14 protein-coding genes are annotated in these 16,007 nt (G+C 58.1%); 4 read left to right on the top strand and 10 right to left on the bottom strand.

Annotation, left to right across the window (positions count from 1 at the left end; all coding sequences use genetic code 11):
• Positions 1-149: 149 nt before the first annotated feature.
• Complete coding sequence (locus JRJ26_06055) at positions 150-1,541, bottom strand: aminotransferase class III-fold pyridoxal phosphate-dependent enzyme (protein ID MBW2057043.1); 1,392 nt, start codon at positions 1,539-1,541, stop codon at positions 150-152.
• Between the two features lie 361 nt (positions 1,542-1,902).
• On the opposite strand from JRJ26_06055, the gene JRJ26_06050 reads away from it, so the two are divergent.
• The gene (locus JRJ26_06050; GenBank protein MBW2057042.1) at positions 1,903-3,336 is read left to right on the top strand and encodes a trypsin-like peptidase domain-containing protein; all 1,434 of its coding nucleotides are present in this window, start codon (positions 1,903-1,905) and stop codon (positions 3,334-3,336) included.
• Positions 3,337-3,364: 28 nt separating this feature from the next.
• A complete protein-coding gene (locus JRJ26_06045; protein MBW2057041.1) occupies positions 3,365-3,796 on the top strand; it encodes a DUF1844 domain-containing protein in 432 nt (143 codons plus the stop codon).
• A 225-nt stretch (positions 3,797-4,021) separates the two neighbouring features.
• On the opposite strand, the gene JRJ26_06040 is transcribed toward JRJ26_06045, so the two are convergent.
• The 4 genes from JRJ26_06040 to JRJ26_06025 form a co-directional block, all read right to left on the bottom strand.
• Positions 4,022-5,560 carry a leucyl aminopeptidase gene (locus JRJ26_06040; protein MBW2057040.1) on the bottom strand — a complete coding sequence of 513 codons (1,539 nt, stop codon included), beginning with the start codon at positions 5,558-5,560 and terminating at the stop codon, positions 4,022-4,024.
• A 147-nt stretch (positions 5,561-5,707) separates the two neighbouring features.
• On the bottom strand, positions 5,708-6,139 hold the full coding sequence (locus JRJ26_06035) for a LapA family protein (GenBank protein MBW2057039.1): 432 nt from the start codon (positions 6,137-6,139) through the stop codon (positions 5,708-5,710).
• A gap of 138 nt (positions 6,140-6,277) precedes the next feature.
• Positions 6,278-6,619 carry a hypothetical protein gene (locus JRJ26_06030; GenBank protein ID MBW2057038.1) on the bottom strand — a complete coding sequence of 114 codons (342 nt, stop codon included), beginning with the start codon at positions 6,617-6,619 and terminating at the stop codon, positions 6,278-6,280.
• A 317-nt stretch (positions 6,620-6,936) separates the two neighbouring features.
• Positions 6,937-8,235 (bottom strand): adenylosuccinate lyase, encoded by a 1,299-nt coding sequence (locus tag JRJ26_06025; protein ID MBW2057037.1) that lies wholly within the window; start codon positions 8,233-8,235, stop codon positions 6,937-6,939.
• A 470-nt stretch (positions 8,236-8,705) separates the two neighbouring features.
• Here JRJ26_06025 and map point away from each other — a divergent pair, with 470 nt between their 5' ends.
• A complete protein-coding gene (gene map / locus JRJ26_06020; GenBank protein ID MBW2057036.1) occupies positions 8,706-9,452 on the top strand; it encodes a type I methionyl aminopeptidase in 747 nt (248 codons plus the stop codon).
• 199 nt (positions 9,453-9,651) lie between these two features.
• On the opposite strand, the gene JRJ26_06015 is transcribed toward map, so the two are convergent.
• The 5 genes from JRJ26_06015 to JRJ26_05995 form a co-directional block, all read right to left on the bottom strand.
• The gene (locus JRJ26_06015; GenBank protein ID MBW2057035.1) at positions 9,652-10,134 is read right to left on the bottom strand and encodes an adenosine-specific kinase; all 483 of its coding nucleotides are present in this window, start codon (positions 10,132-10,134) and stop codon (positions 9,652-9,654) included.
• Between the two features lie 160 nt (positions 10,135-10,294).
• Entirely contained in the window at positions 10,295-10,933 is a 639-nt protein-coding gene (locus JRJ26_06010; GenBank protein MBW2057034.1) for an MBL fold metallo-hydrolase, read from the bottom strand.
• Positions 10,934-10,966: 33 nt separating this feature from the next.
• Positions 10,967-11,551, bottom strand: a complete 585-nt coding sequence (locus JRJ26_06005; protein ID MBW2057033.1) for a Slp family lipoprotein — start codon at positions 11,549-11,551, stop codon at positions 10,967-10,969.
• A 47-nt stretch (positions 11,552-11,598) separates the two neighbouring features.
• Positions 11,599-14,082: a DNA internalization-related competence protein ComEC/Rec2 gene (locus JRJ26_06000; GenBank protein MBW2057032.1), complete on the bottom strand. Its 2,484-nt coding sequence runs from the start codon at positions 14,080-14,082 to the stop codon at positions 11,599-11,601.
• Between the two features lie 32 nt (positions 14,083-14,114).
• Positions 14,115-15,272, bottom strand: coding sequence for an acyl-CoA dehydrogenase family protein (locus JRJ26_05995; protein ID MBW2057031.1), 1,158 nt, complete (start codon positions 15,270-15,272; stop codon positions 14,115-14,117).
• Between the two features lie 531 nt (positions 15,273-15,803).
• Between JRJ26_05995 and JRJ26_05990 the strand changes: the two genes are divergently transcribed.
• Positions 15,804-16,007, top strand: coding sequence for a 30S ribosomal protein S21 (locus JRJ26_05990; protein ID MBW2057030.1), 204 nt, complete (start codon positions 15,804-15,806; stop codon positions 16,005-16,007).

Below are 16,007 nucleotides of genomic sequence, written 5' to 3'. Positions count from 1 at the left end.
AACGCCGGCTCCAATCGATCTCGAAAACCAGGCCCGGCGGCCTGAGGCAACAGGAGATCACCCCTTCTCGGGGGCACCCTCCCTCGCGTCATCGACGGCCTTGGAAATCGTGGAATCTTCGTTCAGTGCCATTTCCCAGCGGGTCCCACCTATTTTCTCCCCCCGAACTCGCTGCTTCGCGAGGCGGCGACACCGGTGCTGACGACCTCCCTGTCTGCTATCTCCAGGGATTTGTCGAGGACGTCAATCCCCTCGTCTATCTGGTCCTCTGTTATGATGAGGGGCGGGGAGATTACCATGGTATCATACCACGAGTTCACAAAGAGTCCGTTCTGCAGGGCATCCTTGCTCACCTTCTCCGGCATGAGGCTCTCACCGGTGAACTTATCCATTTTCGTATTGAACAGTTCCTTGGTCTTCCTATTCTTGACGAGCTCGAGAGCCCAGAAATGGCCCATTCCCCTCACATCTCCGATGCACTCGTGTCGGTCCGCCAATTCGTAGAGTCTCTTCTTTAGGTGTTCGGCTCCCCTGTGGAGGGTATCCGTGGCGGTCAATTTCTTGTACTCGGCGATGGCTGCCGGAATAGCCGAAAGAGCCAATGGATGGAACGCATAGGTGTGGCCGTGGGACATGATCTGATTCTCGAAGAAATCCGCCATCGGCTTCGATGTGGCCGTAACCCCCACGGGCGTGTATGCGGCGGTACAACCCTTTGCCGTGGTGAGTATGTCCGGAAGAACGTCCCAGTTCTGTATGGCAAAGAGCTTTCCGGTCCTGTACCAGCCCGACATGACCTCGTCGGAGATCAGAAGAACCCCGGTTCGATCGCATATCTCCCTCACGATTGGGAAATACTCGGGCGGCGGGACGATTCTGCCGTTTGTCCCTACCACGGGTTCGGCGATGATGGCGGCCACATTGCCCTCTTCCTGGATCATGTAGTCGAGGTAGCGTGCACATTGAATATTGCAGTCCCCGTACTCGAGTCCAAAGGGGCATCGATAGCAGTAAGCATCAGGGGCGAACCTCACGCCTTCGACCGTACAGCGGGCCCGTTCCGCACTCCATCTTCTCGGATCACCGGTGAAAGTGATGCTTGCAACGGTTGCCCCGTGGTATGAATGGTATCTGGAAATCACCTTGTAGTCCGGTGCCTTGTACATCCTGAGCATCTTGAGGGCGGCCTCGTTGGCCTCCGTGCCGCTGGTGGAAAAGAAGAACTTCACCAGATTCTCAGGCATCACCGACAAGAGAGCCTCCACGGCTCTCTCTCCTGCTTCGGTGGCAAAACCCGGAGCCACATAGGGCAGTTTCTCCGCCTGTTTGACGATCGCCTCGATGATCGCCTTGTTCTTGTGACCGAGATTCGAGCACATCAATTGGGACGAAAAATCGAGATACCTCTTGCCGCTCCTGTCGAACATGTACACGCCTTCGGCATCGACGATCTCCAAAGGCCTCTTCCAGAGGTCCTGGCGCCTCCATGTTCCGTAGGTGTGTTTCGCCAGGTCGAGCAACTTCTCTTCCGCACTTGCCATCTCCCTTCCTCCTTGGTTGTCCTATCCACGAAACCTATCGGCCCACGACGAGTCGCGCCCCGCTCCGGCCTCCGGCTCCTCGGCGGGGCCTTTCTAGCAAATCATCCGAACCTCCCCCTCCTGACACCGGGGAAGTCGGTCTGTCCGGGGAATTACAAAACACAGTCTATTCCTTCTTTTGAATCTTTGTCAATAATTTTTGTCCTCGGGTCTCGGCATCTGCGGGTCAAACGTTCCTGCAAGCCGCGAGCAGGAGGATCGAGTCCCTGCTCGGTTCAGGGGACGTTGCCTGGCCGGGGAGATAGATGGTATTATTTTTCGCGGGTTTCCCTTTTCGTCCCCTGTGAGGAGGGGTGAAGTCATGAGCCGGATTCTTCGGGGTGGCAGAGCGATCAGCCGTGCATACCCTTGTTTCGGGTGGTTGCTGGTCTTTCTTTTCCTGGTTCCTTTCGTTCCGCCGTGGACGGAGACGGCAGAGGGCGGGGTGGAGGGAATCTCGAGGCGGAACGTCGTGGTCCGTGTTGCCGAGGCTGCCGGCCCGGCCGTTGTCAATATAAGCACCCGAGTGGTTTCAGGGGGAGGGACGAATCCCTTCTACGAGTTCGGTGGCGGTACCCTCTTTGACGAGTTTTTCCGGGATTTTTTCGAGTCTCCTTCGAGATCCTACTCGAGTCTGGGTTCCGGCGTAATCATCCGGCCCGATGGAACGATCCTGACAAATGAACACGTGATCCTGAGGGCCGAGAGGATAAAGGTCACACTCCTCGATGGGAGGGAGTTCGAGGGAAGGCTGGTCGGTTCTGACCCCGAATCCGACCTGGCCGTGATCAGGATTGCCGGAAGGGGACCGTTTCCGACCATTGCGATGGGCACGTCGAGGGATCTCATGATCGGCGAGACGGTCATCGCCATCGGGAACCCCTTCGGCCTCAGCCACACCGTTACTGCCGGGGTGGTCAGTTCCCTCCACCGCTCTTTCAGGTCAGGAGACAGGGTCTACCGCGACTTCATACAGACCGATGCGTCCATAAATCCCGGCAACAGCGGCGGCCCCCTTCTCAACATCATGGGGGAGCTGATCGGGATCAATACGGCCATATACCGTGGAGCTCAGGGTATCGGATTTGCCATACCTGTCGACCGGGTGAAAAGAATCGTCGACGACCTGATCGCCTATGGAGAGGTTCATCCGGCTTGGATCGGGATTCAGATCCAGGAGCTCGATCCGTCCCTGGTCGAGCATTTCCATTACAAGGGGAAGGGGGGAGTAGTGGTGACCCGGGTGGTCTCCGGCGGTCCCGGCCGGAAGGGAGGGCTCCGGAGGGGAGACATCATAGAGCGGGTGGGTGGAATCGAGGTTTCTTGCATGGAGGACTACTACCACGCCGTCAGGCAGTTCACCTCGGGTGATGAGATCGATTTTCAGGTCTTCCGGGGTGGACAGAGGATACGCATCACCCTTTTGGGGGTGGATTTTCCGGCGGCGTACGGGCTCCGACTGGCCCGTTCTGTTCTGGGTATTGAAGTCGCCGGTATCGATGATAAAATGATCCGCAGGTACGATCTCTACGTGCGCTCCGGTGTGGTTGTGACATCAGTCGACCGGAGCAGGATCCTTGGGAGGATAGGTGTCCAGCCTGGCGACGTGATCCGCCAGGTGGCCGATCAAAGGATCGATGATCTCGACCAGTTCAAGAGGGCGATGAGCGTTATCGAGATGAGCAGGAGCGTCCTTTTCCAGATCCAGAGGGGACGTTGGGCCAGCTACGTCACCGTGGATATCTGGGGAGGATAGCCGTGAATCTGGTCGTATGGAGGAAAACATGGCGGATGAGGAGAAAGACAGAGGATTTGCCGTAAGGGACAAGCGGCATTTCGCCGCGGGAAAAACCGAGGAACGGAAAGAAGAGAAGGCCGAAGGGAAGGGCGGGGAGCCCGGAGCAGCGGCGGAGGCCGAAAAGCCGGGGGAAGATCAGAGAACTGAGGCAAAGGGTAGGGAGGAAGCTCCTCTTCCGGAGATCAACTTCTCGAATTTCATTTTCTCCCTGAGCACTTCGGCCCTGATCCACCTGGGAGAGATCCCCGATCCGGTTACCAGCAAGCCCAACAAGAATCTCCCCATGGCCAAGCAGACCATCGATATCTTGGGGATTCTCCAGGAGAAGACAAAGGGGAATCTCACCTCCGACGAGGAGACCTTGATCCGAAATATCCTCTACGACTTGAGGATGCGTTTTGTCAAAGCCAAGCAGTAAGGAATGATCCTATGCCTTTCGAAGGGCATGCCTCACGGTCTCTTGATTCGTTATCGTGTCTCGATTCTTGGAATGAGACTTTCGGGACTCGCAGGGGGTGTTTCTCCAAGCAGTTGCGGCCGGCCTCGGGGAGTCCGCCTTCATCGCGAGAGAACAGGATCCGGATCCTTCGCTCCGCAGTGGAGGTGGGTTTCACCTCGGAGCAGACTCCCCTTGGCTGGGAACCTATGATTTTCTTGAGCGGTGAGGGGCGGCCGAGCTCCGGTGGGTCCAGTCACGGAGAAGCTGGACGAGCAGGCGGACCCCCACCCCTGTTGCCCCTTTAGGCGTATAAGGGAGGTTCTTTTCTGTCCATACGGGTCCGGCGATATCCAGGTGGACCCAGGGGGTCTTACGGACGAAGCGGCTGAGGAGGGCTGCTCCGGTAATGGTGCCTCCGGCACGGCCTCCCACGTTTCTCATGTCCGCGCAGTCGCTCTTGATCTGTTCCTGGTATTCTTCCCAGAGGGGGAGCTCCCAGACCTTTTCCCCGGTGATCTCGGCCGATCTCTTGATCCTCGCCTTGAGCCTGTCGTTGTTTCCGATCATACCCGCAACGCGGTCCCCTAGGGCTATTACGCATGCTCCGGTGAGGGTGGCCAGATCGATAATGGCATCGGGTTTGTAGCGGAGGGCATAGGTCAGCCCGTCGGCTAGGATGAGCCTTCCTTCTGCATCGGTACTGATGACCTCGATGGTCTGGCCCGAGAGGGTGGTGACTACGTCTCCAGGTTTGTAGGCCTTGCCGCTCGGGAGATTCTCCGTGCAGGGGACGATTCCCACCACCCTGAGAGGGAGTCCGAGTTTTCCAACCACCTGCATGGCGGCGAGCACGGTGGCGCCTCCTCCCATGTCGTTCTTCATCCTCTCCATCTTGTCAGAGGGTTTGATGGAGATTCCACCGCTGTCGAAGGTGACTCCTTTACCCACCAGGGCGATCGTCACAGGGGGGTTGTCGCTCCCCCTATGATCGAGAACTATGAATTTGGCCGGTTCATCACTCCCGCCGGCCACGGCGAGAAAGGCCCCCATCCCCTCCCTTTTGGCATCATCCTCATCGAGAACGCGGTAGGCCAAACCGGACTCATGTGCGATGGTCTCGGCAATCCCCGCCATCATCGAAGGCGTTTGCAGGTTACCCGGACGGGAGACCAGGTCGCGGGCGAGGGTAACGCCCTGAACCACCAGATCGCCGATTCGGGTTCCCTGGTGCACAGCCGCTGCCCGGGCCGTGTCCGGCTCGAGGATACTCATCTTCTCGACTCTATGGGGTTTCTTGCGCTTCTCCGTCTTCAGCTCACTGAAATCGTAAAGGCCGAGCCCCACCCCCTCGACAAGGGCCTGGGCCAGCATATCGAGGGGCACCCTCTCCAGAGCCCCCTCGACCAGAGGCGTGGCGAACTCCTTCACACCGAGATCCCTGACGATCTGAGCCCCCTTCGCGGCGGCCCCGCGCCAGCGGTCGATGGTGAACTCCCTCTTTCTCCCGAGCCCCACAAGGAGAATCCGCTTGGCCGGGCCGCTCCCGTGGGTGTATATGAGGGAGGACTGGTACAGTTCCGCCCTGAAATCGCCGCTCCTGAGGACCTCTCTGATCAATCCTCGGCTGGCCAGATCCATCCTCTCTGTCTTATCGACGAGGGTTTTTTCTCCTTTGAAGTGGTAGAGGAGGAGTGCCTCGGTCTTGAACTCTTCCACCTTTGAATCTCGAACCTCGATTTTCATCTTTCCACAGATCCTCTCATGTCAAAGAGACAACGAACCGTCAAGTCGGCCCCATGGAAGAATCCTCGATTGAAAGCCGAAGAAACTCCAACAGTTGGTTTCTTGATCTTGGAGACTCCTCCCGCCGGTTGGCGGGAATCTGCTCCTCTACCGGTCCTTGCCGGATTCCAGGGCCTTTGAATCCTTGGAGGATTCTGGCTGGTTCTCCGGTTGCGACTCGGTACTGGACGGCAGGGCCTCGACGGGGCCGGTCTCGACTTCGGCGGGCCTGGGCTGCAGCTCGCTGCCCGCCCCGCCTGCCGCCTCGGATTCCAGTTTTTCGAGGTCTTGCCGGAGGGACGCGTTCGCCTTTTCCAGCTTCTTGAGCCTCGACCTGAGTGTGATGCGAGAGTAAAGATCGATCGCGAGTCCCCCGAGAATTCCCAGGATGATCGCAACATAGATGACCAGGTAGAGTGGGACGGGGACCGATGCAAGGCCGAAATAGTAGCGGAGGACCACCGCTTCGGAGTTTTGAATACCGAATGTAATGGCGAGAAACAAAAGCGCGATAAGGAGCAAGGCCTTTACATAAATCATTGCCGCATCACCTCCGTGGGCTCTTGAGCGTACCTCCTAGCCGCTGGTGTGACTCGCGGGAGGAATTCCCGCTGTAAAGGCGGCCGCCTGGGGAAAGCTTCGAACCTTCCGGCCCCGGTTTGAGAGTTGGGTGCTTGCTTAGGACGGCTCTCCTGTCTTCTCTGTCGCCTCTGCCTCGGTCTTGGGCTTTGCCCTCGGAGCCCGTCTTCTCGGTGTGGCCCTTTTCGGCGGCTTTTTCTCCTCCGGCTTGCTCCCTGCAGCCCCCCTGATCGCCGTCTCGAGTTTTTCGATCGCCTCGGCTGTCTTTTCCCTCAGGGTATCGGTTGCCGACGTGAGAGATTCAACCGACTTCTTGAGCTCGGTTGATGAGGCGATCTGTTCGATCTGTTTCTTCAGGTCGACCATGCCGCCCGCCTTCTGGTAGGCAAGAATGGCAATTGCAAGTGCAATCACCGCCAGGACCAGACTGAGATATACCATAGTGTTCTTCCTCCTTGATCAGACGTTTTGTCGCTCGGGCGCCCCGGTGAATCGACGATCCACCGGGTCCGGATGCCTGCCCTACGGGACCGCAAGGCGATACCCTATAGCGAAACTCTATCCTAGAAGAAGCCCAGAATCAAGACCACCCGCCTCTGGGGTAAAACGTTCGAAATGTTCGAGCCCTTCGAATCGTTGGAATCGTTAAACCATGAGGGAGCTCCCCCATGGGGGAGTGTCCCCGCACCACGCTCTCCGGGACCCCGAAGGAAAGCCGGTGATCGAAGGAGCGTAGCGATCGAGCACCTCGGACGATTCTAGTCTTTTCCGAAGACCCGCCTGAAAATAGTGTCCAGATGACGGAGGTGGTGTTTCAGATCAAAGGCGGTATCGATAATCTCGGGGGTGAGAACCTCTCGAATTTCAGGATCTTTCAGGATTTTTTCCTTGAAATCCCCGCCCTCTTCCCAGACACGCATGGCATTCCTCTGAACCAAACCATAGGCCCGATCCCGGCTCAGGCCGTGGCGCATCAGTTCCAGCATGATTCTTTCAGAAAAGATCAGCCCTCTGGTTTTTCCGAGGTTGGCGGCCATGTTTTCAGGGTAGATGACGAGGTTCTCGATTACACTCGTCAGGCGGCCGAGCATGAAATCGACAAGGATGTTCGAATCAGGGGCGATGACCCTTTCCACTGAAGAATGGCTGATATCACGCTCGTGCCACAAGGCCACGTTCTCCATGGCTGCAACGGCATTGGCCCGGACGAGTCTTGCCAGGCCGGTGAGGTTTTCCGACAGAACGGGGTTTCTCTTATGGGGCATCGCCGATGAGCCCTTCTGGCCTTTGGAGAAGAACTCTTCGACCTCGAGCACCTCGGTGCGCTGGAGGTGCCGTATCTCTACGGCGAACTTCTCGATAGAGGCGGCGATGATGGCCAGGGTCGTAAAGTACTCCGCATAGCGGTCTCTCTGAATCACCTGGGTCGAGATGGGAGCCGGCTCGAGGCCTAGTTTCCGGCAGACGTACTGTTCCACAAAGGGAGAGAGATTTGCATAGGTTCCGACTGCGCCCGAAAGTTTTCCCACACTGATGACGTCCCTGGCCCTCTTGATTCGGTCCAGGTTCCTTTTCATCTCCTCGTGCCAGAGAGCCATTTTGAGACCAAAGGTGATTGGTTCCGCATGGATTCCATGGGACCTGCCTATCATGGCCGTCTCCTTGTGTTCAAAGGCCCTCCTTCGGATGACGGCGAGCAGTTGATCGATATCCTCGATGATGATGGAGGCCGAGTCCCTCAGCAGCAGGGCCATCGAGGTGTCGAGCACATCCGAGGAGGTGAGGCCGAGGTGGAGATAGCGGGAAAGCTTTCCCAGAGATTCTCCCACACAGGTCACAAAGGCGACCACATCGTGTTTTGTGGTCTTTTCGATCTCTTGAACCCGGCCGACATCAAAGCCGGCCTTTTCTCTTATCTGTTGGGCTGCCTGCCGGGGAATCTCGCCTGTTTCCGCCAGAGCCTCGCAGGCCAGGACCTCTATCTGGAGCCACTTGTCCAGGCGGTTCTGGTCGGTCCAGATCCGGCCCATCCTGTCTCGAGTATACCTTGAAATCATTGTCCCTTCCCCTGTGTTTCTGGATTTGCCCGGAGACGTTCCCTCCCTGGTGGGAACAAACGTTGGCCGGAAGCGGCACAGGTATTGTATCGGTCCCCTGCTGAAAGTCAATGGGAAAGAAACGACGAGTTCCGTGTCTTTTGGGGAATAGCCTTGGCCCCGACGAGCATTGCGGAAGCGGTGGGGCACCCATCGAGATCGAGCGGCAAGGGGAGAGGTCGTGTTCGTGATTCGTGTGCGTGGGGAAGGGGCAAGGATTCCCCGACCGAGAAATCCGAAGGGGTCAGCTCGAGAGCTAAGGGATGAGGTGTTTTCCAGCCGGAGAGAAGCCGCCGTCGAAAAGCGTTCCCCCGCCCCGAAGGGGGTTGGGGACTCCGTCGTGCCCATTCGTGCTTGGCCTCCTCTTGAAAAGGAGCGGGCGAAAGGATATTTTTTGGATGGTTTTCTCAAAGATTCAAGGACGGTTTCTCATGATACAGATCAAATCGAGGGATGAGATTGCGATTCTCCGGAAGAGCAACCGGATCGTCGCACGGGTTCTCCGGCATCTCAAAGAGATCACAAGCCCGGGCAGGACGGGAACCGATCTGGACCGCATAGCCGAGAGGATGATCCACGGGATGGGAGGGGTCCCTGCATTCAAGGGCTATCGGGGATATCCCGCAAACATCTGTGTCTCTGTCAATGAGCAGGTGGTACACGGAATCCCCGATTCGCGCGTCTTTGAAGAGGGGGATATTGTGAGTCTCGATCTCGGGGTGATTTACAGGGGGTATGTGGGGGATGCGGCCATCACCTTCCCGGTGGGTACGGTTGACCCGGAATCGAATCGGCTGCTGGAGGTTACAGAGACTGCCCTTATGAAGGGGATCGAGCAGGCCAGAGAGGGGAATCGCCTCTTTGATATCTCCCATGCCATTCAGTCCCATGTGGAGGCCAATGGTTTTTCCGTGGTCAGGGATTTCACCGGTCACGGGATCGGAAGGCAGATGCACGAAGATCCTCAGATTCCGAACTTCGGGAGGGCTGGAACCGGTGATCGCCTCAGGGCCGGCATGGTGCTGGCCCTGGAGCCGATGGTGAATGCCGGAGACTGGCGTGTCAGGGTCCTCGACAACGGGTGGACCGTGGTTACCGCCGACGGAAAACGGTCGGCCCATTTCGAACACTCAATCGCCATCACCGATGGAGAACCAGAGATACTCAGCCTCCCCTGAGAGTTCGCTCAGGCATTTGAATCGTTCGATCACCGGCATTCCTTTGAAACGCACAATACCAGGAGACTCAAGAACTCAGCCGGCTCTTCGTTCAACGGAGTTTGAATTTCGGTCTAATGTCGCAAACAATTCGAGAGTCTTGAACGATTCGAGGATTCCAGACTCCAGCCCCTTGAAGGGTCAAACGATTCCAGCGTGACTACAGCTTATATTTGAACTCCCTCAACAGGTTCTTTCTCCAGGCCACGTCTCCCTCTTTTTCGACGCCCTTGAGGGACAGACCGTCTATCACTCCGAGAACCCCCCTGCCCTGTTCTGTTTCGGCGACGATCACCTCGACAGGGTTTGCCGTGGCGCAGAAGATGCGACACACCTCCTGGCACATCTTCACGGCATTGAGCACATTGATGGGAAAGGCCTCTCTCATGACCAGAAAGAAGGTATGGCCCGCAGAGATCCTGAGGCCGTTCTTCTCCGCCACCTCCTTGAGCTCGGCGTCGTTGCCTTCGATCCTGAGGAGGCGATCCCCGGAGGATTCACAGAAAGCGAGGCCGAACTTGACGGTCGGCACGGACCCGACCATGATCTCGTAGAGATCTTCCACCGTCTTGATGAAATGACTCTGCCCCAAGATAATGTTGCACCCCTCGGGAAATTCGAGCCGCTCTACTTTCAGTTCCATGGCTCCTCCTTTCGTTGGTATCGATTCGCCGTCGGGAAGCAGCCGGTCCGCTCTCGGAACGGACTTTCCGGGCCGTTGCGGGGCTAGCCTAGATCCAGGCTTCGGCCCGTGGGCCCGAGGGCGGTCTTCCCTCCTCCCCTGCGGGCTCTGCCGGGCATGGTCAGGACGCTAGCCACACGACGTCGCCGTAAACAGGCTCGGTTCTCTTCCTTCTTGCGAAGACCTCGTATTCCCTCTTTGACTCACCCACGGTCGTCTCCGGACCGTGTCCGGGAAGGCAGACGGTCTCATCGGGAAGACAGTAGATCTTCTTGGTGATGCTCTCCAGGATCTGCCTGAACTGCTCGGGACCCGCGGTCTTGCCGGGTCCCCCCTTGAAGAGGGTGTCTCCTGAGATGAGATGGCCTCCGATGAGAAAGCAGAGCCCCCCCGGGGTATGGCCCGGGGTGTGCAGGACTCTAATCGTCTCTTGGCCCAGGTCGAGGGTCTGTCCGTCTTTGAGATGGATATCCGCGCTCACACCGAATGCTTGTTGGTCGGCAGGATGAACCCCCACGGGAGCCCCGGTCCTCGACCTGGTCTCCTTGAGGGCGAGAACGTGGTCCATGTGGCAGTGGGTCTGGAGGATAAACTTGACCCGGGTTCCTCTCACTGCCTCTAGGATTCTCTCTGCTTCGGCGGCCGCGTCGATGATGACACTCTCGCCTGCCAGAGGGTCGATCAGGAAATAGACGTTGTTCTCGAAAGCCCCCACCGTAATCCCCCGGAGAACGGCCTTCCCGATGTTGACACCCCTCATGATCTCCCCCCTTCCCCTCTCTTTCGGACCGGGCTAGAAGGAGGTCCCTATTCCGATTGCACCACTGGTCCCTCCGCCCCCGGTGCCGATACCGATGCCGATGTGCATAAAAGGCCAGGCCGAATAGCCGGTCCCTTTCCAGGGATGGATCTCCTTTCCAAGGAGCAGGGGATAGTGATAGGTGGTCTCTCCTATCAGGCCTGTTCTGCTTCCGATGATCTCCCCGACGACTGTCACGGGCCGATCGGGCCGGTAGACGGCCTTGTCGAGGAACCTCCGGAAAACCACTATGAACCGCCCACCCGTCTCGTCGACTGCCTTGGGCCTGCCGCGCCGGTTGAGCGGTTTCTGGAGGATCTCGATTGTGGTCTCCTCTTCGGTGTTCGTCGTCTCTATGATCACACCCCCCAGCCTCACCGTGCGCCCTCTGTATCTCTGCGGAGAGGCAAAGATCTCTGAAAAGGGGATCTTCTCATAGGCGGCCTTCGCGTCCGGCCTCTTCTCCACCGTAGTACAGCTCGAAAAAAGGAGGAAGAAAAAGAAAAGAAGGGAATTCATTCCGGTCGCGAGCAAGACTCGAGAGCGGCTCCTGGTTCTTTGCCTGGCTGTCCTGCCCATCGCGGCACCTCTTGCGCGGGTTTCTCATGCCCTATTCATACCATAATTCAGCGTTCTTGTCCTCCCTGGAAGGTCTTGACCCTCAATCGCCGGCCGTCGGTCTCCATCGTGACCGCCCCGTCCCGGTCGGTTCTGAAGATTCTGCAGCCGAGGGCTTGGTAGCGCTCAAGAACCGCAGGGTTTGGAAGACGGAGGTCGCCTCTCGGCCTTGTACTGATCACCGCGATGTCGGGTTCCACGGCTGCAAGAAAGACCCCCGTACTGGAAGTGCGGCTCCCATGGTGTGGAACCTTGATCACCCGGCTCCTGAGGTCGAGCCCCGAGGCGGCAAGCTCTTCCTCCGTCTCCTTCTCGATGTCCCCGGTGAAGAGGAAGGCCTGGTTGCCGAAGACCAGCCTAAGGACGAGTGAGAGGTTGTTGGTTCTCGATCTCCGGCGCCCCCCCGGGGCTTCGGACGATCCTTCTGCAGGGTTCAAAGGGAAGACGGACACACCGTTGATGATTCGCGGTTCGTCCCCTCGGAACAGGGAGACCCGGGGGATGCCCTTCCGCCTCACGATGGTCATGAATTCTCTAAAGGAGACAGAGCCGCTCTGCTGCCCGGAATCCCAGAGCTCCCCCACCGGAAAGGTCCGTGCAATGAACTTCAATCCGTTCAGGTGGTCAGGATCCGGATGGGTCAAGACCAGGAAATCGATTCTCCGGATCTTCTTTTTCCAGAGAAAGGGTGCCACCACGTTTCTGCCTATGTCGAAGGCATCATCGTAGAAACCGCCGCCGTCTATGAGGGCTCGCCTACCCTTGGGGAATTCGACCAGCGCGCAGTCGCCCTGGCCGACATCGAGGCAGGTGATCCTGAGGTTCTGGTTGAAACGAGTCCTGGCGATCCAATAGCCGGCGTCGACGGCTCCTGCTGAGAGAATCACGGCGATGGCGGCCCCATAAAGGGGGGAGCGGCGGGCGTGGGCCACGGCAGCGAAGAGCCCATACACCAGGACAATCTCCAGGACCGTCGGTGTGGCCACCCGGAAAGAGGTCCAGGGCAGCGAGGCGAGTTCGTGGATCGCGGTGGCGGTGAGATCTACGATCCAACCTGCCCCTCCCACCAGGGGGGCGGCGAGGGGGCAAGAACAGAGGGAGAGGACCATGGCCAGGAGCAAGGTGGGGACAACGAGAAAGCCGAGGAGGGGAATGACCAGAAAATTGCTGATCAACCCGAGAGGGGAGAACCTGTTGAAGTGGTATGCGATGAGAGGCCCCGTGCCGATCATGGCAGCCAGAGAAACGAGAAACAGGCTCCGGCCCCACGATGTGAAGCGCCGGATCAGGCCTCTGCCCTTGTGAGGGAGGATCTCTTCTCTTTGGAAGAGACGGTTGAGCCTGGGATAGAGGAAGAGGATGGCCAGGACCGCCATGAATGAAAGCTGAAAGGAGGCCTCCGTGAGAGCCGCCGGGTCGGCGAGGGTGATCACCAGCGCGGCCAGGGCAAGGGTATGGTAGAGATCCCTCGGCCGGTCGATGATGAGGGAGACAAAATAGGCGGTGATCATCACAAAGGCCCTCACCGTCGAGATTCTGCCTCCCGCCACCAAGGTGTAGAAGGCGACGGGTGGAATGGTCAGCAGGGCGGAGAGTTTGAAGATGTTGGTCCTGAGTGTCAGCGTCTCACTCCGCCTCAGAATCCACAAGATGCCCTGGAAGAGGAAGAAAGCGATGATTCCGAGATGGAGACCGGAGATGGCCATGATGTGGGCCGCACCTGACGCCGCAAAGTCCTCCTTCACCCTCTCCGGTATGGTACCTCTCTCCCCCAGAACAAGGGCCTTGAGGATGGGAGAGGCCGAGGGGGTGGAATGACGGCCGAGAAAGAGCCTGAACCGGGTTCTCACACCTTCCAGCCACATCCAAAAGGGGTTGCCCACGCCGGCGGCAACGCGGATGATCCTTTCGGGTTTGTCGACGAAGGCCGTTGTCCAGATCCCCCTTGCGGCGAGATAGCGCTCGTAGTCGAACCCGCCAGGGTTGTTGAAGTTGGCTGGGTGGCGGAGGTTCGCCGAAAAGCGGACCCGGTCTCCATACCGGAGGAAGTCGTCTTCCACCGGAGGCAGGGAGACCAGGATCGTACCTGTACAGGGGATAGCCCTGCCCCCTCTCACCAGGGTTTCGACCCTTACCCTGAGCCTTGTTCTCCTGATTGATTTGTCTGGAGGCCGTGAAAGCATGCCTTCAACGATGGCCCTGTTTCCGTCTGCAAAGTTGCTGACATGGTTTCCAGGCAGCGGCGGATCGATCCGGATTCGGAAGGCGAGGATGCCGAGCCAGAAGAAACAGACGATCCAGAAGACAATGGAAGACCCCCTTTTCGATTGGATGATCGCGAAGAGACCGGAGGCGACCAGAGCCGCGGGGAGGAGCACCAAGACCGGTCGGGAAAGACTCAGGTGCGCCGCCGCGACCGCACCGAGGAGATATGCAAGGAGGATCCAGTAAAGAAGAGATCGAGACCCGGGTGGAGGCCCATGGGATCTCATGGGGCACCGATGTCCGTTGCCTGGCAGGGAGTTCAGCCTGCTTGTTGGTCTCCCTTTCTTGCAAAAAGGTGATGGGCTACCACCATTCTTTGAACCTGGTTGCTTCCCTCGTAGATCTGGGTCAGCTTGGCATCCCGCATCATCCGTTCCACTTTGTAGTCTTTCATGTACCCGTAGCCGCCCAGGATCTGGACCGCATCGGTGGTGACCCGCATGGCCACATCCGAGGCGAAATACTTGGCCATGGCCGAGAGCATCTGGCTGTCTCCCTCCTTCGAATCGATGGCCGCTGCGGTCTTGTAGACCAGGGCCCGGGCAGCCTCGATCTGTGTGGCCATGTCTGCAACCATGAAGCGGATGCCCTGGAACTTGGCGATAGGCCTTCCGAACTGATGGCGTTCGCTGCTGTAGTTTATCGCGATATCGAGCGCTCCCTCGGCTATTCCCACGGCCTGGGCTCCAACCGCTGGACGGGACATGTTGAGGGTCTTCATGGCGATCTCCCATCCCTGTCCCTCTTCTCCGAGGAGGTTCTCCTTCGGGACGACGCAGTCTTCGAAGATCACGTCGGTGGTGTTGGAGCCGCGCATTCCCATCTTGTTTTCCGCCTTGCCCGAGGAGAGGCCGGGGGTTCCTCTCTCCACGAGAATAGCCGAGATCCCATCGCTTCCCTTTTCGGGATCTGTGAGGGCGAAGGTGGAATAGAGGTTTGCCACACCCCCGTTGGTTATGAAGCACTTTCGGCCGTTCAGGGTGTAATGATCACCGTGGTTCATGGCCCTCGTCTTCAAAGAGGCCGCATCAGAACCCGATTCAGGCTCCGTGAGGGTAAAAGCCACCAGGTTGTTCTCCGAGGCGATGCGGTGGAAGTATTTCTTCTTCTGCTCATCGTTCCCCGCGATCATGATGGGCATGGTTCCGACCCCTTGAACGAGTATCAAGAGGGAGGATGCTCCGCAGACCTTAGCCGTCTCTTCGATGACGAGACAGAAGGAAGTGATATCTCCGTCCATTCCGCCGTATTCCTCGGGAAGCAGGATAGAGAGGAAACCCTGTTTTCCGAGAACCTCCACGATGTCCCAAGGGAATTCACCGCTGGCGTCGATCTCTTCCGCACGGGAGGCGAGCACCTTTCCGGCGACCTTCTTCGCCGTGGCCCTGAGCATCTCCCTTTCCAATTCTTTGCTCATGAGACTCTCCTCGGTAAGCGTCGTTCTACTCGGGTTCCACAATAGACTCTGTCTAATATGTTAAAAACAGCCGTTTGTCAAGAGGGATTCTCAGAGTCTTCGAACCCTTCGAGGCGTTCGAGCCTTCCGGGGCACCGGAAGGACCGCCGCGCCCCTTCCATCGGTGTCTCGATCCCGATCACCGGTGACGACGATCTACAGATGTGCGGAAAGCCCGGGATTCGAGGGGTTGACAACGGCCCGGTGTCTGGTATACTTAGATTTTCGCATTCCTTCACAGGTTGAGCCAGGAAATCGTCAGCCCGGGTCGATAGGTCTCTCCTCTCCCATGGATGCAAGGGGCGACCGAGGGCGGGTAACGGCTCGGTCGGTTTTGGGGTGGGGTTGGTCCCCGCCGGAGAGTCTGGAGGGGCTTTCAGGTTCTCAGGAGCGAGACCTGGAAGGGGAGCGACGGTTGTTGGAGAGTTAGGGGTTTGTCACACGATTCTCGCAACAAGACAATCCAGATGGTGGAGGGAGGGATATGGCTAGATGGCTGATGTTAGAATTCGCGAAAACGAGTCTTTTGAAAATGCCCTGAGGCGTTTCAAGAAGCAGTGTGAAAAGGCTGGGATCCTTTCCGAGGTCCGGAGGAGAGAGCACTACGAGAAGCCGAGCGTGAAGAGAAAGAGGAAGGCCCTGGCCGCGAGAAAGAGGGCCATGAAGAGGTTCAGAAAGATGATGCAACGGGGTTGA

It is taken from the genome of Deltaproteobacteria bacterium, from assembly GCA_019308905.1.
Lineage (GTDB): Bacteria > Desulfobacterota > BSN033 > WVXP01 > WVXP01 > JAFDHF01.
Note: the sequence above shows the minus strand (reverse complement) of the source record. Positions and strands in the feature narration are given on the sequence as shown.

Coding starts and splice junctions, on each gene's coding strand:
- JRJ26_06030 (MBW2057038.1), bottom strand. CDS start 6,619: ATGGTATATCTCAGTCTGGTCCTGGCGGTGATTGCACTTGCAATTGCC.
- JRJ26_06040 (MBW2057040.1), bottom strand. CDS start 5,560: ATGAAAATCGAGGTTCGAGATTCAAAGGTGGAAGAGTTCAAGACCGAG.
- JRJ26_05995 (MBW2057031.1), bottom strand. CDS start 15,272: ATGAGCAAAGAATTGGAAAGGGAGATGCTCAGGGCCACGGCGAAGAAG.
- JRJ26_06045 (MBW2057041.1), top strand. CDS start 3,365: ATGGCGGATGAGGAGAAAGACAGAGGATTTGCCGTAAGGGACAAGCGG.
- JRJ26_06025 (MBW2057037.1), bottom strand. CDS start 8,235: ATGATTTCAAGGTATACTCGAGACAGGATGGGCCGGATCTGGACCGAC.
- map (MBW2057036.1), top strand. CDS start 8,706: ATGATACAGATCAAATCGAGGGATGAGATTGCGATTCTCCGGAAGAGC.
- JRJ26_06005 (MBW2057033.1), bottom strand. CDS start 11,551: ATGGGCAGGACAGCCAGGCAAAGAACCAGGAGCCGCTCTCGAGTCTTG.
- JRJ26_06055 (MBW2057043.1), bottom strand. CDS start 1,541: ATGGCAAGTGCGGAAGAGAAGTTGCTCGACCTGGCGAAACACACCTAC.
- JRJ26_06000 (MBW2057032.1), bottom strand. CDS start 14,082: ATGAGATCCCATGGGCCTCCACCCGGGTCTCGATCTCTTCTTTACTGG.
- JRJ26_06015 (MBW2057035.1), bottom strand. CDS start 10,134: ATGGAACTGAAAGTAGAGCGGCTCGAATTTCCCGAGGGGTGCAACATT.
- JRJ26_06035 (MBW2057039.1), bottom strand. CDS start 6,139: ATGATTTATGTAAAGGCCTTGCTCCTTATCGCGCTTTTGTTTCTCGCC.
- JRJ26_06010 (MBW2057034.1), bottom strand. CDS start 10,933: ATGAGGGGTGTCAACATCGGGAAGGCCGTTCTCCGGGGGATTACGGTG.
- JRJ26_05990 (MBW2057030.1), top strand. CDS start 15,804: ATGGCTGATGTTAGAATTCGCGAAAACGAGTCTTTTGAAAATGCCCTG.
- JRJ26_06050 (MBW2057042.1), top strand. CDS start 1,903: ATGAGCCGGATTCTTCGGGGTGGCAGAGCGATCAGCCGTGCATACCCT.